Source organism: Deltaproteobacteria bacterium, from assembly GCA_026388415.1.
In the GTDB taxonomy this organism is placed as follows: Bacteria; Desulfobacterota; Syntrophia; order Syntrophales; family JACQWR01; genus JAPLJV01.
On record JAPLJV010000013.1, the window covers coordinates 52,765 to 78,682 of the forward strand.

Below are 25,918 nucleotides of genomic sequence, written 5' to 3' on the forward strand. Positions count from 1 at the left end.
CACATGACCCGTAAAATCAATCTTGCCAAAACGGCGCTGCATCTCGGCAAGCCCTGCTGCCGCTTTTTTCTTCCATCCCTGCCCACGGGAAACGCTCTTTTACGAGTAGGTGATGCCGTCGTCCGATCGGGCCAGTTGTTCAAATGATGTGTATTGCTCCAGGAAGGCCAGTTTGACGGTTCCCACAGGGCCGTTTCTCTGCTTGCCGATAATGATCTCGGCGATGCCCTTTTCGGGATTATCTTCTGATTTATTATAAACCTCGTCCCGGTAGATGAAGGCAATAACGTCCGCGTCCTGCTCTATCGCGCCCGATTCCCGCAGGTCTGCCATTTGCGGCCGGCGGTTGGTGCGGTCTTCTACCTTCCGGTTGAGCTGGGAAAGGGCGATGACCGGAACGTTTAACTCCTTGGCCAAGGCTTTTAAGGAACGGCTGATTTCTGATATTTCCTGCTCCCGGGAATCCCTGCGGCCGCTGGCTCGCATGAGCTGGAGATAATCGAGGACTACCATTTCCAGCCCGTTTTCCGCTTTCAGCCTTCGGGCCTTGGCCTTCATTTCGAGCACCGTGATGGCCGGCGTGTCGTCAATAAAGATGGGCGCTTCCGAGAGCCTTCCTGCCGCCGTCGTCAGCTTGGGCCAATCGGTTTCTCCCACTAATCCCCGCCGCAGGCGCTGGGAGTCCACTTTGGCGTCTGCGGCCAGCATGCGCAGGGCCAACTGCTCTTTAGACATTTCCAGGGAAAATACGGCGACGGGCAATCCCATCTCTACAGCGGCATGACGGGCCAGATTAAGGGCGAAGGCCGTCTTTCCCATGCTGGGACGGCCCGCAACGATGATCAGCTCGGATTTTTGCAGGCCCGAGGTCAGGTCGTCGAGTCTTGCAAACCCCGTGGGAACTCCCGTGATCAGGTTCTTTTTTTCGTAAAGATTTTCAATAGTTTTGAAGGTATCTTTAATAATATTCTTCAAGAGATAAAAAGACGGTCTGATTTTATTTTCGGAAATCTCGAAAATGGAGTGCTCCGCCTCGTCCAAAACATCATCAACGTCCATGCCGCTGTCATAGCTGTTTTTCAGGATGCCGGTCGCCGTGCCGATCAGTTGCCGGAGAATGGCCTTCTCTTTCACAATCTTGGCGTAGTAGGCAACGTTGGCCGCGGAAGGGACGTTGTCCACCAGGGATGCCAGATAGGCGGCGCCCCCCACGCCATCGAGCTGCTTTTTATTCTTCAGGATATTAGTCAGGGTAATGAGATCGGTCGGCTCGTTCTTGTCGGACAGTTCGATGATGGCCGTAAAAATACGGCGGTGGGATTCACTATAAAAGTCATTGGCTACGAGAACTTCCAGGACGTTGTTTAACGCCTGGTTGTCAAGCAGGATGCCGCCCAAAATGGACTGCTCGGCTTCGGCATTCTGGGGCGGCACTTTATGCGGGGAGGCGTCCATGTCTCTCATGGGAAATTCACTTTGTATTGCGGCAATAAGTTATTGTTCGGCTACGATGTTCACCTTCAATTCTGCAGACGCACCGGCGGGCAGCTTGATTCGGACGGGAAATTCCCCCAGGGACTTCAGCGGTTCATCCAGCATAATGTTTTTCTTTTCAATTTCAATACCGGCTTCCTGAAGGGCCTTCTCGATGTCCTTGGTTCCCACGGAGCCGAACAACTTGTCCTGCTCGCCCACCCGTCTGGCAATGGTGCAGGTAATACCGGCCAATTTCTGCGCGATGTCCTCGGCCTTTTTGCGTTCTTTGGCCGCCACTTGAAGAATATGCTGCTTATTGTGTTCCATGGTCTTCAGGTTTCTGGTGTTGGCCTCGATCGCGAGCCCCTGCGGGACCAGATAATTCCGGGCATAACCATCCGATACCTTCACCGTATCTCCCGCTTTTCCCAACGATACAATATTTTCCTTTAAAATCACGTTCATAGCTTCACTCCTAAGTTATGGTAAATGAATGAAATATCAAGTTTATTACTAACTAAACGACTGAATCTTGCATCGGTTTGTTCAGTTTGCGAAAGTCAGCCCAGAGATCAATAAGGCCTGCCGCCACGACCAGCAGGGTGGCAATTTGCTGGGCGAAGATGAGAAAATAAAACAGGTATCTAAAGCTGGTGGGGAGCGGGCTTTTTCTAAGAAAAAAGCTGACGATCGCCAGGCCTGCCAGCAGATAGACTGACAAAATAACCAGCAACATGTTCCAGCCGATAAAGGCCGTCCGTTCGTCGGACAGCAGAACCATAGCACCGGCGGCGATCAAATACCAGACCATTTTATCCGGCGCCTTCCAGGAGCTTAAGTCGCCGAAATCCATGCCGGACAATTCCAATTTCCTAAACAGGACCCTTCCTGCCAACAGATTAACCCAGACTATAAAGGTTACCGTCACGAGAAAAAGTGAGGGTAATATCAAGGTTATGGAACTCACTACCTCCGTGATGTTCTCCTTGATCATGTTGATCTGCTCGGTGGCGATATTTAGACCGGCGTAAACTTTGATGCTGTATAATATTTGCTTTTGAATGTATGTTTCCACCAACTGCCAAGGCGCTGTGCGAAAGTAATAAGACTGATGAAGGACAAACATTGCCCCCAGGCAGAAGATCGCCGCCACTGAGTATGAGATCGTCTTTTCGAGGGAAAGATTTCGTTTCCGGCACTCGGAGATCATTATTCCCGCTGCCGCCAGCATGATGATTAAAAGCACGTTGGCATAGGCATTGATGGTCGTAAGAACAACAAGGGAGCCGCTAAGAGACGTCGCCAATATAGCGACGCCTTTTACGCGGCTGCCCTTTAAGTAATAGTAAAGAATCGGCAGGGGAATGAAGATAATGAAGATGGCCCCCAAAACGGGTGTCAGTGAAACAAAGAAAAAAATCAGGGAGGCAATGGCTAAATCCCTGAAAAAACCAGCATCAAAAAAACCACTCCTCTTTATTTCCAAATTCTGAACCCGTCCCAGTTCCCTCTACTGACTTCCCTCTATCTGCTGCCCTCGGCAGTGACATAGGGCAGCAGGGCAATCATCCGCGCCTTTTTAATAGCCACGGTCAATGCCCGCTGATGTTTTGCACAACTGCCCGTAATCCGCCGGGGCATGATTTTGCCACGTTCCGTGAGAAAATCCTTCAGGAATCCCGGCTGCTTGTATTCTATTTTCAAGGTTGAGTCATTGCAAAATTTGCAAAATTTCCTTTTATGGAAAAACTTTTTCTGTGGTCGCTGCTCTCTGGAGCTTCTTTCCGGTACCGCCATCGGTTATTCTCCCTCCTTGCCGGCCGGCTCAGGTGACAAAACTTCGTCCTCCCTGGCCACGACCGCTGCCGTTTCTGCCGCCCCGGTCTCTGCCGGGGTTGCCGCTACTTCCTGATCGGGGGCGGGCGCTGGTTCCACTTTTGCTTCAACCTCGGGAGGATTCATCTCTTTTTCGAGTTCCTCAAGATTTACCGCCTCCTGGGTTTTCACCGTCATGAACTTCAAAATCTTGTCGCCAATCCGCAAGTTTCTTTCAAACTCCGTAACGATGGCGGCCGTGCCGACAAAATCAATGAGCACATAAAAACCTCGGGCCTGCTTTTCGATTTCGTAGGCGAGCTTCCTTTTACCCCACTTTTCTACCTTGACGATGATTCCTTGCCGGTCCTTGACGATGGCGCTGTAGCGTTCCACCAGACCAGTGATGTCCTCTTCCGGTAAATCCGGGTACGTAATGAATATTGTCTCGTATCTCCTCAAATTACTACCTCCTCTCGGCTTTAAATCCCGAACACCGGGTTCGGGTAAGGATCCTGTCTTGAAACGGGCTTGCCTTCTATCCTACCGCTCTGGATATTGCAAGCACTTTGTGTAGGCGTAAGTTACGGGACTGACGCTGCCATGACTTTAATGGTATCACCAACCGTTACCTCGCCCTCCTGAAGCACTTCGGCAAAGACACCTTCCCGAGGCATGACGCAATCCCCCACCTGGTAAAAAATATTGCACCGGGTGTGGCATTCCTTGCCGATCTGCGTGAGCCTGATAACTGCGTCTGCCCCTATTGTCAGAGTTGTCCCCACGGGTAAAAGATAAAGATCAATGCCCTCTATGGAAAGATTTTCGGCAAAGTCGCCATAATCCACGGGGAGCCCTTTGGCCCTTATCTTCTCGATGCTCTTTTTGGACAGGAGGCTGAGCTGGCGGTGCCATTTGCCTGCATGTCCGTCGTCGGCGATACCCCAATCTTTTACGAGCCGACAGGCGCCAACATTCTTTTTCTTGGTCCCTTTTTCTGCGCTGATATTGACGGAAAGCACCGTGCCTTCCTCATTTGCTGCTACCTCTGGTACCATCTGATAACCGCCTTTCGGAGAATAAATATATTCCGGCGATACTACTCGCAGTCCAGGAAAAATGTCAATATTTTATAAAAAAGGCTGGATGCAGGCTTTCGCCAATATGACGGTTCGGGGACTTTTGACGAGATCATCAGCCTTTAATGGGCTTCATCCCAGTTCCTGCCTACGGCAATATCTACCTGCAGGGGAACGAGCAGCTTGATGACCCCTTCCATTTCCTTTTTAACGAGGGACATGACCTCGTCCTTTTCCGCGACCGGTGTCTCCAGAACCAGTTCATCATGGACCTGCATGATCATCGCAGCCTTGAGGCCCCGGGCTTGGATAGCTCCGGCAATATTCAGCATGGCCACCTTGATGAGTTCCGCCGCCGTACCCTGGATGGGGGTGTTGATCGCCATCCGTTCGGCAAACTGCCGCACAATCTGATTGCTGCTCGCAAGCTCCGGCAGATAACGCCGGCGTTTCAAAAGGGTGGTAACAAAGCCGTCCCGCCGCGCCTGTTCCAGAATCCCGTCTAAATAGCGGCGCACCCCTTTGTACTTACGGAAATACCCGTCAATGTAGTCCTGAGCCAGTTTCTGCGCTATCCCGAGTTCCTTGGCCAGACTGAAGGCGCCCATCCCGTAGAGGATGCCGAAATTGATCACCTTGGCCTGCCTGCGCATCTCTGCATTCACCATCTCGGGAAAGACACCGAAGACGTCGGAGGCCGTGCGGCTATGAATATCCTCCCCCGAGGCAAAGGCCGCGATTAGCGCCTCGTCGCGGGAAAGATGGGCCATAACTCTAAGCTCGATCTGTGAATAGTCGGCCGAGACCATCTCCCATCCCTCGGGCGCAATGAAGGCCTGCCGGATTCTTTTTCCCTCTACCGTCCGGATGGGAATATTCTGCAGATTGGGGTTGCTGCTGGAGAGTCTGCCCGTAGCCGCGACCGTCTGGTTATAAGAGGTGTGCACGCGGCCCGTTTCGGGATTTACGAGCAGAGGCAGGGCATCAACGTAGGTGGATTTGAGCTTGGCCAGACTGCGGTAAGCCAGAATTTCCGCCGGCAGTTCATGGCTTTTCGCGAGTTTCGCCAGCACCTCCACATCCGTGGAATAGCCATCCTTCGTCTTCTTGCCCCGGAGCAGGCCCAGTTTTTCAAAAAGGATGACTTGCAACTGCTTGGGGGAGTTAATGTTAAATTTCTCTCCCGCCAGAAGGTATATCTTTTCTTCTGAAAGCGAGAGCAATTGCGCCAGCTCCACCGCCAGGGAGCGGAAAAGCTGAATATCCAGCAGAACGCCTTTTTTTTCCATGGCCGCCAAAACGGCGACAAGGGGCATTTCGACAGCGTGAAAAAGATGGTCAAAGCCGTCGCGACCAATTTTTTCGGCCATGACGGTGGCCAGGTTGAAGATAGCATCCACGCGTTGACAGGCATAATCCCGCGTCTTATCCACGGCAATGCCTGCGGGCGACAGGGTCCTGGCGCCACTGCCGAGAAATTCTTTCGCCGTGATTATCTGACGATTCAGATGCTGTCTCAGGACATCGGCCAGGTCAATGCTCCGCTGCGCCGGATCGAGGATGTAGGAGGCCACCATCGTATCCATAGCCGCCCCGCGTAGCGAAAGCCCCTTTTGGGACAGGATGATCAGGATATTTTTCAGATCGTGGCAATGCTTTTTTATCTTTTCATCGGCAAAAAATGGTTTGAGGCCCTCCCATATCTGCTCCTCCGGCAACTGCCGGGGAACGCCGTCATAATCGTGGTGCAGCGGGATGTAGCAGGCCTCGCCCTGTTTACAGCAAATCGCCAGACCTACTATTTGGGCACGCATCACCTCCGCGCCGGTCAGGAGAATATCCAGAGAAAACTCCTCGACATGACGTAGTTCGTCGAGAAGGGCGATAAATTCCTCCGCAGTCATTATCAAGCGGTAGTTACCTGTCAGCGCCGCATCTTTTACCTTCAGATCCTGGAGCAGGGAAGAAAATTCAAACTCCGTAAAGAGCTCCCTCAGCCTGGCGTTATCCGGCGTGTCGCAGCGGGCCATCTCCAGATCAAAGGCGATCTCCACATCTGTTTTAATCTCGGCGAGCCTCCGGCTCAGCTTTGCCTGGTCGGCAAATTCCGTGAGCAACTGTTTCATCCGGATACTTTTTATCTTATCAATATTATTAAGGACTTCTTCTACGGTGCCATATTCTTCGACCAGCGCCAGCGCCGCTTTCGGACCGATCCCGGGCACACCGGGAATATTGTCCGAGGCATCCCCCATAAGACCCAGTATTTCCACCACCTGTTCCGGCCCGACGCCAAAGCGCTCCTTCACGGCGGCGGCGTTGTAGGTCTTATCCTTCATCGTATCAACCATCGCGACATCGGCGGTAACAAGCTGCATCATGTCCTTATCCCCGGAAACGATGATGACCTTCATCCCCTCCCCCGCATAGCGTCTGGCCAGCGTCCCGATAATATCATCGGCTTCAATGCCCTGCTGTTCCAGGATCGGGATGGAAAAAGCCCGGATGACGTCCTTGATGCAGGAAAACTGCGGGATCAAGGCTTCCGGAATCGCCTTGCGGTTGGCCTTGTAATCTTTATAGGACTCATGGCGGAACGTGGGGCCTTTAAGATCAAAAACGACGGCCAGATACCGGGAATTAAAATCCCGCCGGAGCTTCATAAGCATCGTCGTGAAGCCGTAGATGGCGTTGGTCGGAAACCCCTTGGAGTTGGTCAGGTCGCGGATGGCGTAAAAGGCGCGAAAGACATAGTTGCTCCCGTCTACGAGAATAAGGGACGGCTTCTCAATAATATCGGGCATTTTTGATAGTTACCTTTCGGTTGGCAGCGCCGGCATTGCGGCCCTGCTATTTCAGGGAATTCAGTACCGCCTTGAAGAGCGATGCACTATGACCAAGTTGCCGGTATGCCTCTTCCGGCAGCATATTGCGATTGTCTTTCTGCAGTTTGCTGTATAGTTCCCGCGCCAGATTGGCAATGCGCGCAATTTCTTTAGCCAGGTCTTCTTCAAATTGATCCGCACGCAGGGCAATCGGATACATATTCCTTTCGATTTTATCGAGCCTCTGTAATGCCTCGCCTTCAACTACCCCATCATTTGCTCCATGCTGAATCTTAAGGGTTTCATCACGGGGAGCATTATGCAGCGGCTGTGACAAGTCGCCTATGTAATGGGCGCAATAGGCAAGATGGTATTGGGTATATTTGCCTTCCCTTTTAAACTTCGTATAGGCCCGCAAAGAACCGATGATCGCACCGTAAAGATGTCCCTTGCTGTCGTCCGGAACATTATAACGATCCACCTGTTCCAGCACCATCTCCGGCGTGATCTCCCCGTCGCCGGGATTATCACTGTGATGATTTCTCTCCTCCGTAAACCCTGCCTTTATTTTGGCAATATCCGGCCCGGCAGCGTTATACCACTTTGGATAACCCGCCGCTTTCGCTACCGCCAGGTGAGTTTCATCATGCCAAGCCAATGCGGTGGTGATGCTGAACGAAAAAACACATAACAGGGCAATGCTTAATAATATGATCCTTTTCTTCATTTCCTGCCCTTTTTAATGGATTATCCCGATTCATCCCTGTCATGCCGTCTTGCGGCAATATATTACGGGTCATTACACCGCCGCGTGCCATATTTCAAGGATATTTTCCCCTTGACAATTATTAATCGCCCGGTGTAGAAGCACACAGGATGATTTAAGACGTTTTGCAGTGCGAGTTGGCCGCCATGATCTTAAAGTCTGGGCGGCTTTTTCTTTCTGTCATCTTGTTCATCCAGTCATGAGAAAATTCAAGAAAGGAGGGAGCAGGATATGTCAGAAGGTAAAGTAAAGTGGTTCAATGAGCAAAAGGGTTTTGGCTTCATCGAAAAGGATGAGGGCGGCGATGTGTTCGTTCATTACAGTGCGATTCAGGCCGGTGGTTTCAAGACGTTAAACGAGGGCCAGCGAGTCAGTTTCGACATTGCCCAGGGCAAAAAAGGCCCGGCCGCGGAAAACGTAAAGCCCATATAGGCTTTTTCTGCAGAAAAAATTATGAGGCATTCCGCTGCCTGTAAATGGTAGTGGGATGCCTTTTTTCTTTTTGAGGAACTTATGGGAAAACGAATTCTTGTCGCATTAATCTTGATGCTCTTGTTGTCGGGCTTTACCAGGATACCGGAAATTAAAGACCTTCGGGAGATAAGCCAGGATCATCGTTCTTTCACGGTCCGGCAGGAAAACGAGTTCAGCAGGCTGGATCCGGAGCTGCAGAAGAAAGCGGATGTCTTCCATAACGCCATGTTTTTTTCCCCCTGGCATCAGATAAAGTCCCGCTATGCCCTGGAGGAAGTAAAATGGGAGTTTGATAATTACGCCCGGGTTCCTGGATACGGTAGAAACGGCCAGAAGCATCCCCGTGCCTGGATAAAAAAGCTGACGGAGAATGCCCGACTGGCATCTGCTCCCCAGCAGGGTTTCCTGGCCATTACATTGCAGAACACGGATTTACGGGTACTGCCTACCCCCGATGCCCACTTGAGCAACCCCAAAAATTGCGTTCTGCCTTTCGATAACATGCAGAACTCCAGCGTTGCCGCCAACACCCCCATCCTCGTATCCCATGTCACGAAAGATAAAAAATGGGTGCTGGCGGAAACGCATTATGCCATGGGCTGGCTCCCCGCCCGGCACATCGCCTCCGTGGAAGCAAATTTTGTCAAAGAGTGGGAACGCGGTCCCTATGCCGTCATTACCAAAGATAAAACGCCCATCGTAAGTGAGGCGGGAAAGGTCATTTTCAAGGCGGCGCTGGGCTCTTTTTTCCCGAAAATCGGCGAAGACGGCACAAGCCTGCAACTCCTTGTAGCCCGTGCCGACAGCCAGGAAAAGGCCTGGGCGCAAAAAGTGTTCATCACCAAGGAAAGAGCCGCCAGCAAACCGATGCCCCTGACGCCCGCCAATATGGCAAGCATCGCCAATGAACTCATGAATGAACCTTACGGATGGGGCGGCCTGGATCAAAAGCGCGACTGCTCTTCCACGCTCATGGATCTCTTTGCCCCTTTCGGGATCTGGCTGCCGCGAAACTCCGGTCACCAGGCAAAAATGACGGGCGCCTTCATTGACTTTTTGAACCTCTCACCCGCCGAAAAAGAGGCAACCATTCTAAAACAGGGAATCCCTTATTTCACCCTGCTCTGGCTCAAAGGGCATATTATGCTCTATATAGGTCAACAAGACGGACAGGCCGTGGCATTTCACAATTTCTGGAGCGTGAAGACCAGGGATACCCAAGGCAGGACCGGGAAGATAATAATCGGCAGGTCGGCCATTACCACTTTGCGCCCCGGGAAGGAACTCCGGGGCGGCAAAGACGCCGGCGATATCCTCCCCGGCATCCGGGGCATGACCCTGCTTTGGCCGCCGACCACAGGACCGGGAAATGCGGCCCTCGACAAAGCCTATCCAGATATCTTGAAGTAGAGAACGTTGACATTACAAATTAGCGCGTAATGGTCTTTTTCCCTATTTTTCCGTCATCACCCAGATGCCATCCCACTGCTGGGGCGGGTTAGCGATCAAGATCCGGCATTTATCGGCATAGACCCTTGCCGGAGGGTCTGCCTCACTGATTGTCTCAAAGCTTGTCAAGGCTGCCGGGAAGTCTCCCTCATAAAATTTCGCCAGTGCCCCGGCAAAGGTTTGCATGACCCCTGCTTTAGCTTCATAATCGTCCTTGAGCATTGGCTCATAGACGCGGACAGGTTCTGCGCGGCCAACGACACGTACCAGCGAAAGTTCCCGTGCGGCGAATTCGCCCTGCAATCGGGAGCGGGTATATTCCGAGGTCATCACGAAAGTGCCGAACTGCTTATTGATTCCTTCGAGACGGGAGGCCAGGTTGCCGGCGTCGCCCAGGAATGTATAGTCGAAGCGTTGATTTGATCCCATGTTGCCCACCACGACCGGTCCGGTGTTGATGCCGATACGGGCGAAGATGTCCCTGCCGACACGCTCCTTGAATCCTGGACGGAGTTCAATCAGCTTCCTGCCGCACCGCAGCGCTGCCCTGATGGCGCAGATTGCATGGTCCGGAACATCGAGCGGGGCATTCCAGAAGGCAATAATGGCATCGCCTTCATATTTATCTATCGTCCCTCCTTCGGAAAGAATAATGTCCGTCATGGCGGTCAGATAGTCGTTCAGGAGGGCCGTAAGCTCCTGGGGACTGAGGCGCTCGGAAATACCGGTAAATCCCTGTATGTCGGAAAAAAATATACTCAACTCGCGCACTTCACCGCCCAAGGCCAATTTATCCGGATTTTCGACCAGACGTTCGATAACGGCAGGACTCAGGTATTGTTTAAAGGCGTTTTTTATATATCGTTTCTGTCTTCCTTCGAGGGTATAATTGACAACAATAGCCACAGCAATGGCAAAAAATGCCCCTGTCGAAGGGACAGCTACTGGAAACCAGTAATTCTTGGCGTAAAAGAGGCAGCCGAGAATAAAGGGAAGCGTCAGGAATAGCACGGCGGCGATGGCATCATGAAGGCCTTTCGCCAACAGGCGGAGGGAGATCCCCGCGGCAAGAGAAATACCAATAGTGAACAACAGTACGATGGACAACGAAACTTCCTGCATGAAGTCTCCCGACAGCAGGTTATCGAGCATGGTGGCGTGCAATTCCACTCCCGGGTAATCGCGCTGGAGAGGCGTCGGGCGGAGGTCCTTGAAGCCGGGCGCGGTTACGCCCAGGAAAACATAGGCATCCTTAAACACCGACAGATCCATGCCGGGAGCTTTTCCTTCCATGATCTGCAGACCGGCCTGCAAGACCGCAGCCGCGTTGACCGCTTTATGCGTCTGACTCTTGCCGCGATAGCGCATGATAACGTTGCCGTTTTTATCTACAGGAACCTGGTACGTGCCAATCTGCATCCTTGTAGCTGTTATTTTGATTGAGGCATCGGGATTAGCGCCGATATATGCAGCCAGGCCCAGGGAAGGGACGAAACGGTTATCAAAAACATGAAAAGGTACGGCCCGGCGGATGATGGCATCCGCATCCTGCCGCGTTATCATGACACTGCCCAGGATGGCCGCGTTGGCGGCTACTTGCCGGACGGGGAAGGAGGCGCGGGTTTTAAGCGCATTACGACCTTTGGGCGCTGACAGGTAATCCGCCAGACCGGTTATCTGGAAATTGTTTATCTGGAAACTGGGATCCCAGGTTGTACCCAAGCCCTGTTCATTGCTCAGGTTAAGGGTGCCAATGAAATTTTTTGTTGCTGCGATTGCCTGTCCAAAAGATTCGTCATCGTCAACACCGGCAAAAGAAGATTCTGTGAAGATCAGATCAAAGGCAACAGCCTTCGCGCCACCCTGTTTCAATGCTGCCAGGATCGGGTTATAGAGCTGTCGCGGCCAGGGCCAGGAAAGCGGTACCTGCAGGGTGTCTTTCGCCCAGTCCAGGCTGGTCTGGTCAATCATGATCACGCGAATCTGATCGCTTGCCGGCCCGGGCGCGGCATAGAGCTTGGCGCGCCAGTCCCAGGTGGTGTTTTCCAGCCAGTCGAGACTGCCGGAGAAATAAAACGTGACGACCACTGCGGCCGAAACAAGTCCGATCAGGATACCGTGGATCAGCTTTCTTGTCATTGGTCAGCCCCCCTGTTAAATGCCCAGCATATTCTTGCTGAATCGGATTTTGCGGGCACCCGGTTCCTTGCCGGATTCAAAACCTTTCAGCAGCGGCTCGATGTTTTGCAGCCGGTTCTGCGGAGTCGGATGCGTTTTTCCAAATCCGCCGGACTTGGCGCCAAGTTGCTTCTCTATCTGTTCCAGCAAGTCTTTCAGGGCCGCGGGGTTGTAACCGACCCTTTTAACGATCTTTATGGCCGCATTATCGGCGTCATATTCCTGACTGCTCTGGTAGCCGTTATCAACCATTTTCTTCATAATATCACCAACTGTTCCGTCGAAAATTTCGGCAGCCTGGGCAAGCTGCTCCCCTCCCAGATTTTTTGCCAGTTCAACTCCCGCAATCTTACCCAGGGAAGTGTAGCGGCTGCCGCGGATGGCGCCCATGCCGTGACCAAGCTGCACATGACCAACCTCATGAGCCAATACGGAAGCCAGGGCATCCTCTGATTTGCAGCAGCGCAGGAGACCGCGCGATACCATAATCAACCCACCCGGCGCAGCAAAAGCATTTATTTCATCTGTGTCCAGGATCAGAAAATGATAGCCCTTGAATGTTTCCGGTTTATCCGAGGCTTGCGCCACCGTTTGACCGACCAGATTTATGTACTGATTGGGGCCCATGTTCGGGTAGGCCTTGTACTTGGAAAAAATATTAGCCGCGATGGTTCTGCCGATGTAGTATTCATTTTCCGGTGTAAATTCCTCGAAGGTCTGGCTGGCAGCCTTGGAACTTTTTTTTATCGAATCAGCCTGCTTGCTGGTAATCGCGCCGGTCGCTACCGCCAGATCGGCGCCGACACCGGTCACACCCTCCATCGTCTGGCAACCATGGACGATAGGCAAGAGCAATGGCATAATGAGAAATAAAAGAAGGTATCTTAGGGTGCGTCTCATTATTCACCTCCTTCCGCAGGTTCGACCTGACCCTCTTTGAGGAAGGTGACACTTTGCTTGGGTGAAATTTTGATTTTTTCCATTTTGTCCACCCAGGTGAAATCTATCTTCTTGTTTTTTTGGCGGTAATCCTGCTCGATCTGTTCTGTAAAACCCTTTTCCGCGGCACTCAGTTCGCCCGCCGATACCGAGGTCGGAGCACTCTTGCCGCCAGACTTGGGGACCAGTTTCGTACTCGTAAGGGCAGAAATATGAATCCAACCGGTCGCATTGTTCCTGGCGGTAGAGGCTTTCACCCAGGCACCTTTGGAATCAATGATTTTCAGCCGATCGGCATAGTTGACGGCAGTAACGACTGAACCAAAATAAGCTGGTGTGGAACGCAACTGCGCTCGATCAACCTGAATGCTCATCTCTTTTTCCATTGCCGTGAAGGCCGTATTAATAAGGAAGGCAATCGGCATCACCAGCACCAGAAAAATAAGGACTCGCTTCATGATAATACCTCCTGTTGAACTTGCATTAGTTCCGGGCAGTCTTATAATATTCTGACGTTCCATCTGCACGGACTTTATATTACAATCCCGTTTACCGGGGTTGGGGTTCATAGATACAGTAAGGCTCTTCGGCCAGATAGTTTCCCGTAATCTCGTAGGCACGGGCGCGGCAGCCGCCGCAGACGCGCGTAAATTCACAGCGGCCGCATTTCCCTTCATAGAGGTTCAAATTGCGCAGATTGTTGAAGATGGATGAATTCAGCCAGATATCCTCGAAGCCCTTTTCTTTTGTCTGACCGCAATCGAGCTCCAGGTAGCCACAGGGCTGCACTTGGCCCGTATGGGAAATGAAGCAGAAGGAACTCCCCCCCATGCAGCCGCGCGTCATGGCGTGGAGGGCGCCCATGCCGGGGCGATGTGAGTCTTCACCAGTATCCCGGACGACCGGCTTGGTTGCCTCCTGCGCCGTTCCTTTGCGCTGGTGGTAGATGCGGAAATAATGGGGGGCGCAGGTAGCCTTGAGCTGGATAGGCGACCGCAGGCTCTCCTCATAAAACCAGTTCAGAATTTTTTCGTAATCGGCGGGCGCGATCTCCTGGTCGGCCATATCTTTGCCCCGGCCCGTCGGCACCAGGAGGAAGATGTGGTGGGCGACCGCCTCCAGACTCACGGTCAGGTCAAATATCCCCTTGATCTGATTCAGATTAGCCTTGGTTATCGTGGTATTGATCTGGAATTCCAGCCCCGCTTTTTTCATCGCCTCGATGCCCACCATCGTCCCGGCAAAGGCGCCGGGCACCTTGCGGAACTTATCGTGGCTCTCGGCGTTCAAGCCGTCAATGCTGACGCTGACCCTCATGATGCCCACATCTACGAGCTTGCGGGCAATCTCTTCCGTCACAAGCGTACCGTTCGTCGCCATGACCATCCGCAAACCCTTTTTATTTCCGTAGTCGGCAATCTCGAAAATATCCGGCCGTAGCAGCGGCTCGCCACCCGTCAAAATAATCACTGGCTTGCTGAAGGCGGCAATCTCATCGAGCAGCTTTTTGCAGCCTTCCATATCAAGTTCGCCGGGATATGGTCCACAGAGCGCCGAGGCACGGCAATGAACGCAGGCCAGATTGCAGCTCCGGGTCACCTCCCAGGCGATCATGCGCAAAGTATTGGGTAAAATCGGCAACTCTCTTCCTTTTATATGAAAATCCCCCCATCCCCCCTTTACCAAAGGGGGGTTAAGGGGGGATTTTCATGTTTCGTTGTGCCCGCGCAGGGCACGGGGGTTATTTGCTGGTTTGCTATCGTTCATCGTTGCAGCACCTCGGCCACCTCCTGGGCGAAATACGTAATAATAATGTCGGCCCCGGCCCTCTTGATGGAGATCAGCGATTCCATCATGGCCTTTTCGCCGTCGAGCCAGCCGAGGTTTGCCGCCGCCTTGATCATGGAAAACTCGCCGCTCACGTTATACGCCGCCACAGGCAGATCGAATTCCTCTTTTGCCCGGCGGATGATATCCAGATAGGGGAGGGCCGGTTTTACCATCAGGATGTCGGCTCCCTCTTCCACGTCGAGGTTCATCTCGCGGATAGCCTCATCGCTGTTGGCCGGGTCCATCTGGTAGGACTTGCGGTCGCCGTATTGTGGTGTGCTTTCAGCGGCCTCGCGGAAGGGTCCGTAAAAACAGGAGGCGTATTTGGCTGCATAGGCCATCACGGGCAGCGTTTCATAGCCCGCTTCGTCCAGCGTCTCCCGGATCGCACCGATCTGGCCGTCCATCATTGCCGACGGCGCGACCATATCCGCACCTGCTTTGGCATGGGAAAGAGCCGTCTCGGCCAACACCTCCAGCGTGGAATCGTTATCCACATCTCCTTTTTCGATCATGCCGCAATGGCCATGATTGGTGTATTCGCAAAGGCAGACATCGGTAATGACCAGGATATCGGGAACCTTCTCCTTGATCCGGCGCACCGCCCGCTGCACGATCCCGTCGCGGGCAAAGGCGCCCGAGGCCACCTCGTCCTTCTTGTCGGGAATGCCGAAGAGGAGCACTGCCGGTATGTCCAGCTCTTTGGTCTTCTCGACTTCTTTGACAAGATTATCAATGGAGAGCTGGAAATTGCCGGGCATGGAGCTGATCGGCTTCTTTACTCCTTTGCCTTCCACCACGAAGAGCGGATAGACCAGATCGTTGACGGATAACGCCGTCTCGCGCAGTAGCCTGCGGAAATTCTCGTTTTTTCTGAGCCTTCGGGGCCGATAATCGGGAAAATACATAACTCCTCCTTTAATTTCAAATCCCCCTCAATCCCCCTTTACTAAAGGGGGATTTTTGATTTTATCCCCTTTGATAAATGGGGATTTTATTGTTTTCCCCCTTTGTAGGGGATTTTATTGTTTTCCCCCTCTTTGGCAAAGAGGCAACCCTCTACTTCCCCTCTTTGCCAAAGAGGGGTTAGGGGAGATTTTCTTTGCCCTTGGTGATGGCATGCCTTTATGAGTGTTTCTTCGCATATTGTCAAAAAAATCAACCATTGCCTCCACCAAGCCGGGTATCGTGTAACTCTCCGGCATGATATCTATTTTCAGCCCGGCTTTCCTGACGGCTGCGGCAGTTACGGGTCCGATACAGGCGATTTTGATCCCTGCCGGCAGATGAAAATCCTCGCCCATAATCGCCATGAAGTTTTTTAATATGGAAGGACTGGTGAACGTTATAACATCAACATCACCCTTATTTATCAATTCTTTCAGTCCCGCGCCCTTTACCCTTGAAGAAACGGTGCGGTAAACATCTACCACCTCCACCTGCGCGCCGAGCCGTGTCAGACCTTCCGGAATAACATCCCGGGCCACTTCCGCCCTGGGAAGGAGGATGCGTTGGCCGCTGATTTCCCGGTTCTGGAAAGCCTCGACCACTCCTTCCGCCACAAAGCTTTCGGGCACCAAATCCACCTTGATGCCGCGTTCCTCAACGACAGCAGCGGTAGCCGGACCTATCGTGCAGATATTAACCCCTTTTAAATCCCTGATATCCCGCCCCAGCTCGCTGAAGCGCTGAAAGAATAATCTTGCCCCGTTGGCGCTCGTAAAAATTAGCCACTGGTAAGCCTCGACATTGCCGATGGCCCGGTCCAGTTCCTGCCCTGCCGCGACAGGAATTATCTTGATAGTGGGAAAATGGATGACCTTCGCTCCCAGTTGGCGAAGCAACTGTGAAAACTCCTCCGCCTGCTCTTTGGGCCTCGTAATCACAATCCCTTTGCCGAAAAGCGGCTGCTTTTCAATAAGATCCGGATCGCCCGGTCCGGCACCGATGATATAAACTTTGCCCTGTTTTTGCATAGATCAAAACTTTCCAATCACCTGTTGACAACCTAGTCAAAAGTCGTCACACCGTTGAAAACCGGTGTCCAGCGCGCTTGTAACGCATTGAAATTTCTGGATTCCGGTTTTCACCGGAATGACGATTCTCTGGCATTTTCGACTTTTGACGAGATCATCACCTGTTAACGCAGGCAGTTTTTGGCAACCTCATCGAGCAGCTCCCGTCCACCCCGCGCCAATATCTTGTCGGCCAATTCTTCACCCAATTCCTGATTCGATGTTGGCGTCCCGGACACCTCGTCTCTGAGCATCACCCGGCCATCCATGCCGCCCACCAATCCCCTCACCAGGAGCTGATTGCCCTGTATCTTCCCGTAGGCGGCAATAGGCAACTGGCAGCCGCCGCCCAGTCGCTTTAAAAAAGCCCGTTCCGCGCCTACCTCCAGCCAGGTTGTTTCGTTATTTAGGAAGGCGGAAACTTCTCTCGTCTCGTTGTCCTGAGAGCGCAATTCCAACCCCAGCACCCCCTGCCCCACTGCCGGCAGCATGAATTCCACGGACAAATACTGGGAAACGCGCCCCGCCCAGCCCATCCTCTTTAATCCCGAGGCCGCAACAATCACGCCGGCCAGATTGTCCATCTCGATCTTATTGATGCGGGTGTCCAGATTGCCCCGCAAGGGGACTATCTTTATGTCGGGAAGTGAATTGAGCAACTGATAACCACGGCGCAACGACCCTGTCCCGATACGGGCGCCCCTGGGCATCGCTTCCACTTGGGTGTTTCCCCGCGAGATAAGCACATCCCGCGGGTCTTCCCGTTCGGGTGTAATCGCAATCTCGAGGTCAGCGGGGATTTCCGCCGGCACATCCTTCATGCTGTGGACCGCCAGATCAATCCGGCCGTTTAAGAGGGCCTCTTCTATCTCTTTGACGAAGACGCCTTTCCCGCCGATCTGAACGAGGGAAACATCCTGCATGACGTCGCCCGTGGTCTTGATCACCACAATCTCAACATTAAGCTCGGGAAAGCGTTCCCTGACCAGGCCGGCCACCCAGTTCGTCTGGGTAAGCGCCAAGCCGCTGCCGCGCGTCCCTATTTTCAAGTTGCTTTTAATTTTTCCTTTCTCCTCTCACTCTAATCCTGATCCAACTTGAAAAGCCGCCGCACCATCACCAGAGAAGACGTCAAGCCGTCTTCCTGGCTCTCATCCTTGAGGCTCGTGATGGGATCGTGGATAATTTTATTGACGATGGCCGCCGCCATGACCTCCACGTTTTTCTTAGCCTCGACATCGAGATTATTCATCCAGGAAGCGGATTTATCCAATTCGCCCTTGACAATGCCCTCCACCTTTTGCTGCAGCGAAACAATCGTGGGCACCACCAGCAGGCTGTTCATCCAGGCCCGGCATTTATCCACCTCTTCCTCAATGATGGTTTCCGCTTTTTCCGCTTCCTGACGCCGACTCTTGAGATTATCGTCCACAACCTCCTGCAGGTCGTCAATGTTGTAGAGAAAGGCATTGTCTATCTCACCGGCCGCCGGATCAATGTCCCTGGGAACTGCGATATCTATCAGAAAAAGGAGACGATTTTTTTTGCGGCCGTGCAGGGCCTGGACCACCATTTCCCGGTTGATCACGTAACCGGTCGCCCCCGTGGAACTGATGACGATATCCGCTTCCCCGAGCCGTGTCGCCAGATCGTGAAATTCAACCGCCTGGCCTTGAAAGGTATCGGCCATCTCCAGTGCCTGCGCATAGGTGCGATTGGCGATCAAAAACTTGCCGACGCCGTGATGGGTGAGATGACGGGCGGCCAGTTCGGACATTTCACCAGCCCCGATCAACAGTACCGTTTTTCCTTGCAAGTTGCCGAAGATATTCTTCGCGAGTTCCACGGCGGCATAACTTACGGAGACGGCATTATTGGCGATGGCCGTCTCCGTTCGCACCCTTTTGGCCACCCGGAAGGCCTGGTGCAGCAACTTGTTCAGCACCATGCCCGTAGCGTTTTTTTCCACCGCGCGATGGTAAGCGTCCTTTACCTGGCCAAGTATCTGGGGTTCGCCCATGACCAGGGAATCAAGGCTGGAGGAAACCCGGAACAGGTGCCTGACGGCATCCTGATCGGCATGGACATAGAGGCACCGCTCCATTTCCTCCGTTGACAAGTTGCCGTGATTAAAAATAAAAGACCTGAGATTGGTCAGGGCGCATCCCGCATCCGTCGTATCGGCCAATACCTCCACCCGGTTGCACGTGGAAAGATACATCGCCTCTTTGACCTCAGCAATCTTCATCAATTCGTAAACAGGATCAAGCTCTTTCCAGCAGGAAAGAGACAGCTTTTCCCTGATTTCCAAAGGGGCCGTTTTATGATTCATCCCGATGAGAATAATATTCATTTGATTAAACAAAGCCATGGAGTGTGGGTGAGAGCCGGCTCAAAACGACACAGAAAAGGAGAAAAAGAAAGGCCAGGATGGAAAACCAGGCCGCTTTATGTCCTCTCCAACCGATCATAAGTCTCTGATGCAGCAGCATGGCATACAAAAACCAGGTCGCCAGGGTCCATATCTGCTTGGGATCCCACTGCCATTGGCTCCCCCAGGCGGTCCGCGCCCAGACTGAGCCCACCAAAACTCCCAGCGTCAGCAACGGAAATCCTCCCAGCAGGCAGATATGGTTGATTCTATCCAGATCTGTGAGTGAGGGGAGCAGCCGGCTGAAACTGCGTCCTTTCTTATTTTTTATCAAGTAGTCCTGCACAAGGTACATAGCGCCGGCGCAGGAGGCCAGCGCAAAAAAGGCTTCGCCCGTTACCGCCAGCATCACGTGCAGCGGTACCAGGGTGCCCTGTAATATGGCGGGAATGGGGACACGATCGAGCAGGCGCACGGAGGCGATTATCATCAGCAAAAAAGCCGCCGGAGACACGAAAGCACCCAGAATACGAGTTTTGGTCTTAAACTGGAAAAGAAGATAGACGCCCGTCATGATCCAGGCGAGCAGCGCCAAGGCATCGTAAATGCCATGGATGGGACTTCCTTCCGTGGCGATGCACCGGAACCCGAAGGCTATGCTCTGGAGCAGGAAAGCGGCAAAAAGTATCCACATGGACACTTTGGCCACCAGCATCCGTTTTACCAAAAGGGAGATGGCGTAGCCAACGGTGCTCAAGAAGTAGGCGGCCAGCGCTGCTTTAAAAAATAAAAGGTCCATAAATCAAACCTTTCCTACTGTTGCAAATCAGGTTAATTCCAGCTCCAGAGCGCCTGCGTCCCGGAGGCAGTCTTTAGCTCCGCCGAATCCCCTGCGCTGACAGGGTGACAACTGCCGACCGAGAACAACCACCCGGGCGTTGCAGACGACCAGGCCCTTAGCCCTCCTTGCCCCGACCTCGCCGCCACCCGCAATGACGCACCTTTTATTTGTGATATTGAGACATATAGGGTAGTATGCCACCATGTTTCCTTCGGGGTTAGTAAGTCAGAATTTGCTTTCAGACAGAAAGCAGATTCATTAATTTACTTATTCCGTTTATCGGGGTTCTGTAAGGACGTGGCTAACATGAAGCCACCGAAAAGTCAAGCCGGGGAAACTTAAGAAAAACGGATATTTGATCACAACACGAGGTGAGGAACATTGGCTGAAAAAACTACAGCGGAAGAATGGGTACGCGTTGATTTAGCGGCGGACCCCGAGCTGACGGATGCCCTTGCCAATTTTATGACCGAGATCGGCGCCGCAGGCGTCTGCGAGGAGGCCCTGATGCCCCTTGCCGAGGAAGCTGAGGAGGCAGTGCATTACGAAACTCTGACCGCCTATTTTCCCTGGGAAAACAAGGAAACCGTCATTGCCTCCCTGGAAACCTATCTCGACGGCCTTAGCCACCTCTTCCCCGCAACCCAAAAACCCACCTTGACGATAAAAGACATCATCGCCCCCGATTGGGGAGAGGAGTGGAAAAAATACTTTCATCCTTTCCGTATCGGTAAAAAGTTCGTCGTCAAACCGACCTGGGAGCCCTACCAACCCGTCGCCGGCGATATTGTGATCGAAATAGATCCGGGCATGGCCTTCGGCACAGGCCAGCATCACTCCACGGCGATGTGCCTGGAGGCCATGGAAGACCTCTTGCAAAATAAGGTTTCATCCCGGGAAGTTCTCGACGTGGGTACGGGCACAGGCATCCTGGGCATCGCTGCCGCCCGGCTGGGTGCGGAGAAGGTGGTCTGTCTGGACATTGATGATCAAGCCGTGGCTATCGCCGGCGCTAATGCCATCCTGAATCAGGTGGCAGAAATAATGGAGATCCGCAACCGCCCCCTCGACTCTCTCCGGCACAAATTTAATCTTATTCTGGCCAATCTCACGGCCAAAACGCTGCTGGAGCTTTATGCCAATCTGGAGTCGCTGCTGACGCCGGGCGGTTATTTGGTCATCTCCGGCATTATTGGTAAACAGAGCCCGGAAATTGAGAATTGCTTTTCCAAACCGCCGCTTAGCCTCTGGCGCATTATAAAAAGCGAAGAGTGGCGGTGCTACGTTTATATGAAAATCCCCCCATCCCCCCCTTTACCAAAGGGGGGTTAAGGGGGGATTTTCCTGTTTCGTTGTACCCGCGCCGGGCATGGGTGTTATTAAAAAGGAGTGAGCTTTGACCATTGCGAGAATCTTCTTTCCCCGAAAAATGGCAGCAGGCGACCGCTGCACATTAACAGGAGAAGACCGGCAGTATGTGGCAACGGTGCTGCGCATGAGAAAGGACGAGCGCTTGCTGCTTTTTGATGGCGACGGGTGCGAGTACGAGGCAGTCATCCGGGGGCAGGATCAGGAACGGGTGCAGTTAGAAATCGTCCGGAAAACAACCATCCAGGATAATGCCCTGCAGATCACACTGGCCCAGTCGCTACCCAAGGCAAAAAAGATGGATTTCATCATTGAGAAGGTCTGCGAGTTGGGAGCAACCAGGATAATTCCCTTTTTCTCCAGGCGGTCAGTACCCCACTTAGCGCCGGACAAAACGGCCGCCAAACAGATCCGCTGGCAGAAAATCGCCCGGGAGGCAGCCAGAAAATCCCACTCTGCCGGCATACCGGAAGTTTCCGAGATTATGAATTGGGAGAATATGCTTCGGTCATCTGAAAATAGCGGGGAAGACCGGGGGGAGAAAATCATTTTCTGGGAAGAGGAAACGAGGACAAATCTGAAGCAGGTTTTGCGGGGCAAGAAATCTGAACCAAACCGGAACTTCTTCCTGATTGTGGGCCCCGAAGGAGGATTCGCCCGGGAGGAAATCGAACTCGCGGAACGGATGGGCTTTACGTCTGTCAGCCTGGGGCGTCAAATCCTCAAGGTGGAAACGGCCGCCCTCGCCATTCTGGCCATAATTCAATACGAAAGAGGCATCTTTGCCCCCGACGGTCACGAGGAAGGCGGCTTATGACGGGACATCGCTATGGCGGCTTCTGGAGACGGTGGGTGGCGCTGCTGATAGACAAATTTATCCTCTATATCATTTATTCCATCCTTATCATGCTGGAATTACGCATTTTCCCCCCCTCACCCTATTCCCGCCACCCCGATATACAGGCAGGCATCGGGGGCAACATGACCGGCCGCTACCTGTTTACCCATTTTTTCATATCCATGATTATCAGCATGGCATATTTTACCTATTTCCACGGGGCGATCGGCCAGACACCGGGCAAGATCCTGCTCAAGCTCCAGGTCGTCGGGGCAACGGGAAAAAAGTTGACCTACGGCATCGCCTTTCTCCGTTGGACAGGTAGTATTATTTCCAGTCTGGCCCTCTTCCTCGGCTTCCTCTGGGTCGCCTTCGACAGCAGGAAACAGGGGTGGCACGACAAGATCGCAGGGACCGTCGTTGAACTAGTTAACGACGAAGATCAAATAGCAAAAAACACCTTGACAACCAGGGGCATATTCTATAGATAAAGCCCTCTTTCACGGCTGTACGCTGTAAATACCGATATTCTTGGGCCGGTAGCTCAGTCGGTAGAGCATCGGACTGAAAATCCGAGTGTCGACAGTTCGATTCTGTCCTGGCCCACCATTAAAAACAGGGGGTTGCAAGTCGCAGCGGCGGTTTGTGACCCCTTGTTTTTTTGTTATTGTGATAAAACTATGAAGAAAGTCCCTTATTTTCACATACTGCTTTTTGCTGCCACCTGTATTACGACTCTTGCGGCCGGTGCGCTCCAAAGAGGGAGTAACATATTTGGATCGCCGGGAAAGCTTCTGGATGGACTCCCTTTTGCTGGAACTCTCATGGTGATACTGACTGTTCACGAACTAGCCCACTACGTGGCATCAAGAAGGCACCATGTCTCTGCAACTCTGCCCTACTTTATTCCTGCGCCATCTCTTATAGGCACATTTGGTGCTTTTATTAAAATGACTTCTCCGATCATGAAACGCAGTGCGCTTATAGACATAGGGGCTTCTGGACCAATTGCAGGGTTTATCGTGTCATTGATAGCCAGTATAGTTGGGCTTAGCATGTCTGAGACTGTTCCTCTAGCAAAGATCCAGGACGCGATTGTGCTGGGTGATTCCCTGCTGTTTTCCTTCCTCTCGCGGATCATTGTGGGTCACTTGCCGGATACGGTGGACATACTTCTCCACCCCGTTGCCTTCGCTGGCTGGATCGGCCTATTTGTGACGTCTCTTAATCTTTTGCCCATAGGTCAGCTTGATGGCGGACATATAGCCTTTGCAATCTTAGGTGATCGTCACAGGTACGTTTCCATGACTCTCGTTGCCATCCTTGCAGTATTTGGTTTCTTTGGTATCATCGGGTTATATGGATGGGAAGGGTGGGCACTCTGGGCGTTATTGATGCTATTTCTCGGGATAAAACACCCACCTGTGCTCTACTGGGAAATGCCGATAGACCCTACCAGAAGATATATTGCCCTTATCTCCCTCCTGATATTTATCATCACCTTTATCCCCGCCCCTTTCAAGATATAACGGGAATGGAGCTAAGCCTGTTCAAATACAAGTGTTGATACTGGATCTCCGGAGCATTTTGTTGAATATAAATCCAAACATGCGATACCTGTTAAAATTCAATTGACACTCAAGGCCATTCTTCATATCCTTGGTCCGCGAAAAAGAATTTCTTATCAATCAACATAACTGGATAAGAGACAAATTTGAAAGGTTCAAAACCCATGCCCCTGACGGAAGACATCAAAGACTACGCCCTCGACCTTGGCTACAGCAAGGCAGGCGTTACCAGTGCGGAGGGCTTCCCCGAGTACGCTGCGGAGCTCCAATCGAGATACGACATGTACAGCTGGTACATCGACAGCCCCCGTCAGCCTATTATCGGCGCAATCCCAAGAAAGGCCATGCCTTCAGCCAAATCCATAGTCTCCCTCGTTTACGATTACGCCAGAGGGTCCTTTCCGGAAAACTTGACGGGCAAAATAGGCCGGCTCTATCAGGCAAGGTGCTACAACGCCCCGGAACATCGAATCAACGGGACAAGGCCACGGCTGATGCGCGAGTTTCTGGAAAAGGCGGGATGCCGTGTAGCCCAGGGAATATTTCTTCCGGAGAGGTTGACCGCCGCACGCGCGGGAATCGTCACCTACGGGAAGAACTGCTTTGCTTTCTCCGAAGGCATGGGATCGTTCATTGTTCTCTCCTCGTTTGTCGTGGATGTGGAACTTGACTATGACGAGCCTACTTTCGCGGTGAAATGTCCCCCCAAGTGTACGGCATGTATGGATGCCTGTCCCACGGGAGCCATCTACGAACCTTTGAAGATGAACCCGCGGCGCTGCATCGCCTTCAACACCTTCTGGACGCAGGACGGTGTTCCCGGCTCCACAAGTTACATCGCTCCTGAAATCCGGGAAAAGATGGGAACGTGGATCCACGGCTGCGATATCTGTCAGGAAGCGTGCCCGATGAATCAACGCAGGCTGAAGGCAAAGCTGCCCCCGGATCCATTTTTGGAGAAAATAGCGCGGGATTTCGATCTCATAAAACTCCTGGACTTGTCCACGGAATTCTACCGTACGCGGGTACAGCCGTTGATGTACAACTATATCCGGGACAGGAAATATTTTCAGAGAAACGCCGCCATCGCCATGGGAAACATCGGTGACCCCGCTTTCATCCCGGCACTCGCGCGAGCCCTGAAAGACCCGGAAGAGCTGGTACGCGGCTATGCCGCCTGGGCCATGGGAAAGATCGGCGGACCAAAGAGCGGGCAAATCCTTGAGTCGAGTCTTGCCCGTGAAGCGGCGGAGTCGGTCATCAGAGAGATCAAAGCAGCCGTAGTTCTTGCCTGACCTATCTGCCGGATCAGCTTTGCTGACAACAAATACAAGTAGCTATTTTTTTCATCAAGGTATATTGATGAGTTGCGGTTGAAAGATGGCATTATTGGGGGATGATCGGGGGTATTTGTAACTTCCTGAAGTCAGTAAAACGTCGCCCGCGCCGAAAATGCTTGATTGCAATCCGTTATCAATGACAACTCAAAAAGAGGAGAATGATCATGAAAAGAATCACTCGTATCTTGGTAAGCATTGTATGCCTGTTCCTTCTGCCTGTTGGGGTTGCCTCCAGCCAGGAGAAGGACGCTAAAGGTTGTCAGGATCATCCTCTGATTTCGAGAATGAATAGTTATTATATTGATACTTGTGAAAGAAACTTCAATTCCTTCGAGTTTTTTTTACCAGAGGGCGCCAAAACTCTGGAGGGAGAGAGGACCAAAATCGATTATTATCTGCGAAAGGGATCACCACAGTCAAGCTACCTTCAGATCCGCCGCAATTACAGCAATGCGGTAAAAAATATCGGAGGGGCGGTTCTTTTAGATGATGGACGACGGGGTATATTTAAATTGACCAAAGGAGGAAAGGAAACCTGGATTGCAATTGAGGCCTTTAACGATGGGCGCAGCTATGAGTTGGTCATTCTCGAAATGGTCCCCATTACGCAAGAAGTGACCGCAGATGCCATGTACAGCGCATTGAGCAAAGACGGTTTCATGGCCCTTTATATCAATTTCGACACAGGCAAGTCCGACATCAAACCCGAATCTCTGGCGATCATCGGACAAATAGCAGCGCTTCTC

General features: G+C 52.4%; 26 protein-coding genes and 1 tRNA gene. 9 read left to right on the forward strand and 18 right to left on the reverse strand.

Features of this window, described 5'->3' with window-relative positions:
• Positions 1 to 99: 99 nt before the first annotated feature.
• The 8 genes from dnaB to NT140_03590 all read right to left on the reverse strand — a co-directional run bounded on the left by dnaB (position 100) and on the right by NT140_03590 (position 7,922).
• Entirely contained in the window at positions 100 to 1,464 is a 1,365-nt protein-coding gene (gene dnaB, locus NT140_03555; GenBank protein ID MCX5830956.1) for a replicative DNA helicase, read from the reverse strand.
• 30 nt (positions 1,465 to 1,494) lie between these two features.
• Complete coding sequence (gene rplI / locus NT140_03560; GenBank protein ID MCX5830957.1) at positions 1,495 to 1,941, reverse strand: 50S ribosomal protein L9; 447 nt, start codon at positions 1,939 to 1,941, stop codon at positions 1,495 to 1,497.
• Between the two features lie 52 nt (positions 1,942 to 1,993).
• Complete coding sequence (locus tag NT140_03565; GenBank protein MCX5830958.1) at positions 1,994 to 2,962, reverse strand: DUF2232 domain-containing protein; 969 nt, start codon at positions 2,960 to 2,962, stop codon at positions 1,994 to 1,996.
• Between the two features lie 38 nt (positions 2,963 to 3,000).
• Positions 3,001 to 3,273 carry a 30S ribosomal protein S18 gene (gene rpsR, locus NT140_03570; GenBank protein ID MCX5830959.1) on the reverse strand — a complete coding sequence of 91 codons (273 nt, stop codon included), beginning with the start codon at positions 3,271 to 3,273 and terminating at the stop codon, positions 3,001 to 3,003.
• Positions 3,274 to 3,276: 3 nt separating this feature from the next.
• Positions 3,277 to 3,753, reverse strand: coding sequence for a 30S ribosomal protein S6 (gene rpsF, locus NT140_03575; protein MCX5830960.1), 477 nt, complete (start codon positions 3,751 to 3,753; stop codon positions 3,277 to 3,279).
• Between the two features lie 122 nt (positions 3,754 to 3,875).
• Positions 3,876 to 4,349, reverse strand: coding sequence for an MOSC domain-containing protein (locus tag NT140_03580; protein MCX5830961.1), 474 nt, complete (start codon positions 4,347 to 4,349; stop codon positions 3,876 to 3,878).
• 143 nt (positions 4,350 to 4,492) lie between these two features.
• Positions 4,493 to 7,174, reverse strand: a complete 2,682-nt coding sequence (polA, locus tag NT140_03585) for a DNA polymerase I (protein ID MCX5830962.1) — start codon at positions 7,172 to 7,174, stop codon at positions 4,493 to 4,495.
• Between the two features lie 46 nt (positions 7,175 to 7,220).
• Positions 7,221 to 7,922, reverse strand: a complete 702-nt coding sequence (locus tag NT140_03590) for a hypothetical protein (GenBank protein MCX5830963.1) — start codon at positions 7,920 to 7,922, stop codon at positions 7,221 to 7,223.
• Between the two features lie 270 nt (positions 7,923 to 8,192).
• Here NT140_03590 and NT140_03595 point away from each other — a divergent pair, with 270 nt between their 5' ends.
• Both NT140_03595 and NT140_03600 read left to right on the forward strand, forming a co-directional pair.
• A complete protein-coding gene (locus NT140_03595) occupies positions 8,193 to 8,393 on the forward strand; it encodes a cold-shock protein (protein MCX5830964.1) in 201 nt (66 codons plus the stop codon).
• An 81-nt stretch (positions 8,394 to 8,474) separates the two neighbouring features.
• On the forward strand, positions 8,475 to 9,845 hold the full coding sequence (locus tag NT140_03600) for an SH3 domain-containing protein (protein ID MCX5830965.1): 1,371 nt from the start codon (positions 8,475 to 8,477) through the stop codon (positions 9,843 to 9,845).
• Between the two features lie 42 nt (positions 9,846 to 9,887).
• Here NT140_03600 and NT140_03605 read toward each other — a convergent pair whose 3' ends face one another.
• The 10 genes from NT140_03605 to NT140_03650 all read right to left on the reverse strand — a co-directional run bounded on the left by NT140_03605 (position 9,888) and on the right by NT140_03650 (position 20,262).
• Complete coding sequence (locus NT140_03605) at positions 9,888 to 12,023, reverse strand: adenylate/guanylate cyclase domain-containing protein (protein MCX5830966.1); 2,136 nt, start codon at positions 12,021 to 12,023, stop codon at positions 9,888 to 9,890.
• 15 nt (positions 12,024 to 12,038) lie between these two features.
• A complete protein-coding gene (locus tag NT140_03610) occupies positions 12,039 to 12,962 on the reverse strand; it encodes a M48 family metallopeptidase (protein ID MCX5830967.1) in 924 nt (307 codons plus the stop codon).
• Positions 12,962 to 13,459, reverse strand: coding sequence for an SH3 domain-containing protein (locus NT140_03615; protein ID MCX5830968.1), 498 nt, complete (start codon positions 13,457 to 13,459; stop codon positions 12,962 to 12,964). The genes NT140_03610 and NT140_03615 overlap by 1 nt, the downstream gene beginning before the upstream one ends.
• A 91-nt stretch (positions 13,460 to 13,550) precedes the next feature.
• A complete protein-coding gene (ahbD, locus tag NT140_03620; GenBank protein ID MCX5830969.1) occupies positions 13,551 to 14,615 on the reverse strand; it encodes a heme b synthase in 1,065 nt (354 codons plus the stop codon).
• Between the two features lie 149 nt (positions 14,616 to 14,764).
• Positions 14,765 to 15,739 (reverse strand): porphobilinogen synthase, encoded by a 975-nt coding sequence (hemB, locus tag NT140_03625; protein ID MCX5830970.1) that lies wholly within the window; start codon positions 15,737 to 15,739, stop codon positions 14,765 to 14,767.
• A gap of 114 nt (positions 15,740 to 15,853) precedes the next feature.
• Positions 15,854 to 16,807 carry a uroporphyrinogen-III synthase gene (locus NT140_03630; GenBank protein ID MCX5830971.1) on the reverse strand — a complete coding sequence of 318 codons (954 nt, stop codon included), beginning with the start codon at positions 16,805 to 16,807 and terminating at the stop codon, positions 15,854 to 15,856.
• 164 nt (positions 16,808 to 16,971) lie between these two features.
• Complete coding sequence (gene hemC, locus NT140_03635; protein MCX5830972.1) at positions 16,972 to 17,907, reverse strand: hydroxymethylbilane synthase; 936 nt, start codon at positions 17,905 to 17,907, stop codon at positions 16,972 to 16,974.
• A gap of 20 nt (positions 17,908 to 17,927) precedes the next feature.
• Positions 17,928 to 19,199 (reverse strand): glutamyl-tRNA reductase, encoded by a 1,272-nt coding sequence (gene hemA, locus NT140_03640; protein MCX5830973.1) that lies wholly within the window; start codon positions 19,197 to 19,199, stop codon positions 17,928 to 17,930.
• A gap of 4 nt (positions 19,200 to 19,203) precedes the next feature.
• A complete protein-coding gene (gene ccsA / locus NT140_03645) occupies positions 19,204 to 20,016 on the reverse strand; it encodes a cytochrome c biogenesis protein CcsA (GenBank protein MCX5830974.1) in 813 nt (270 codons plus the stop codon).
• A gap of 27 nt (positions 20,017 to 20,043) precedes the next feature.
• Positions 20,044 to 20,262: a hypothetical protein gene (locus tag NT140_03650; protein MCX5830975.1), complete on the reverse strand. Its 219-nt coding sequence runs from the start codon at positions 20,260 to 20,262 to the stop codon at positions 20,044 to 20,046.
• A gap of 177 nt (positions 20,263 to 20,439) precedes the next feature.
• Here NT140_03650 and prmA point away from each other — a divergent pair, with 177 nt between their 5' ends.
• From prmA to NT140_03685, 7 genes are all read left to right on the forward strand, one after another.
• On the forward strand, positions 20,440 to 21,390 hold the full coding sequence (prmA, locus tag NT140_03655; protein ID MCX5830976.1) for a 50S ribosomal protein L11 methyltransferase: 951 nt from the start codon (positions 20,440 to 20,442) through the stop codon (positions 21,388 to 21,390).
• 64 nt (positions 21,391 to 21,454) lie between these two features.
• Positions 21,455 to 22,243, forward strand: coding sequence for a 16S rRNA (uracil(1498)-N(3))-methyltransferase (locus NT140_03660; protein MCX5830977.1), 789 nt, complete (start codon positions 21,455 to 21,457; stop codon positions 22,241 to 22,243).
• Complete coding sequence (locus NT140_03665) at positions 22,240 to 22,755, forward strand: RDD family protein (protein ID MCX5830978.1); 516 nt, start codon at positions 22,240 to 22,242, stop codon at positions 22,753 to 22,755. Before NT140_03660 ends, NT140_03665 begins: the two co-directional genes overlap by 4 nt.
• A gap of 42 nt (positions 22,756 to 22,797) precedes the next feature.
• Positions 22,798 to 22,873 (forward strand) — tRNA-Phe (locus NT140_03670).
• 71 nt (positions 22,874 to 22,944) lie between these two features.
• Positions 22,945 to 23,793 carry a site-2 protease family protein gene (locus tag NT140_03675; protein ID MCX5830979.1) on the forward strand — a complete coding sequence of 283 codons (849 nt, stop codon included), beginning with the start codon at positions 22,945 to 22,947 and terminating at the stop codon, positions 23,791 to 23,793.
• 185 nt (positions 23,794 to 23,978) lie between these two features.
• Positions 23,979 to 25,127 (forward strand): HEAT repeat domain-containing protein, encoded by a 1,149-nt coding sequence (locus NT140_03680; protein ID MCX5830980.1) that lies wholly within the window; start codon positions 23,979 to 23,981, stop codon positions 25,125 to 25,127.
• Between the two features lie 209 nt (positions 25,128 to 25,336).
• The coding region (locus tag NT140_03685) for a hypothetical protein (protein ID MCX5830981.1) at positions 25,337 to 25,918 on the forward strand (582 nt) is incomplete at its 3' end.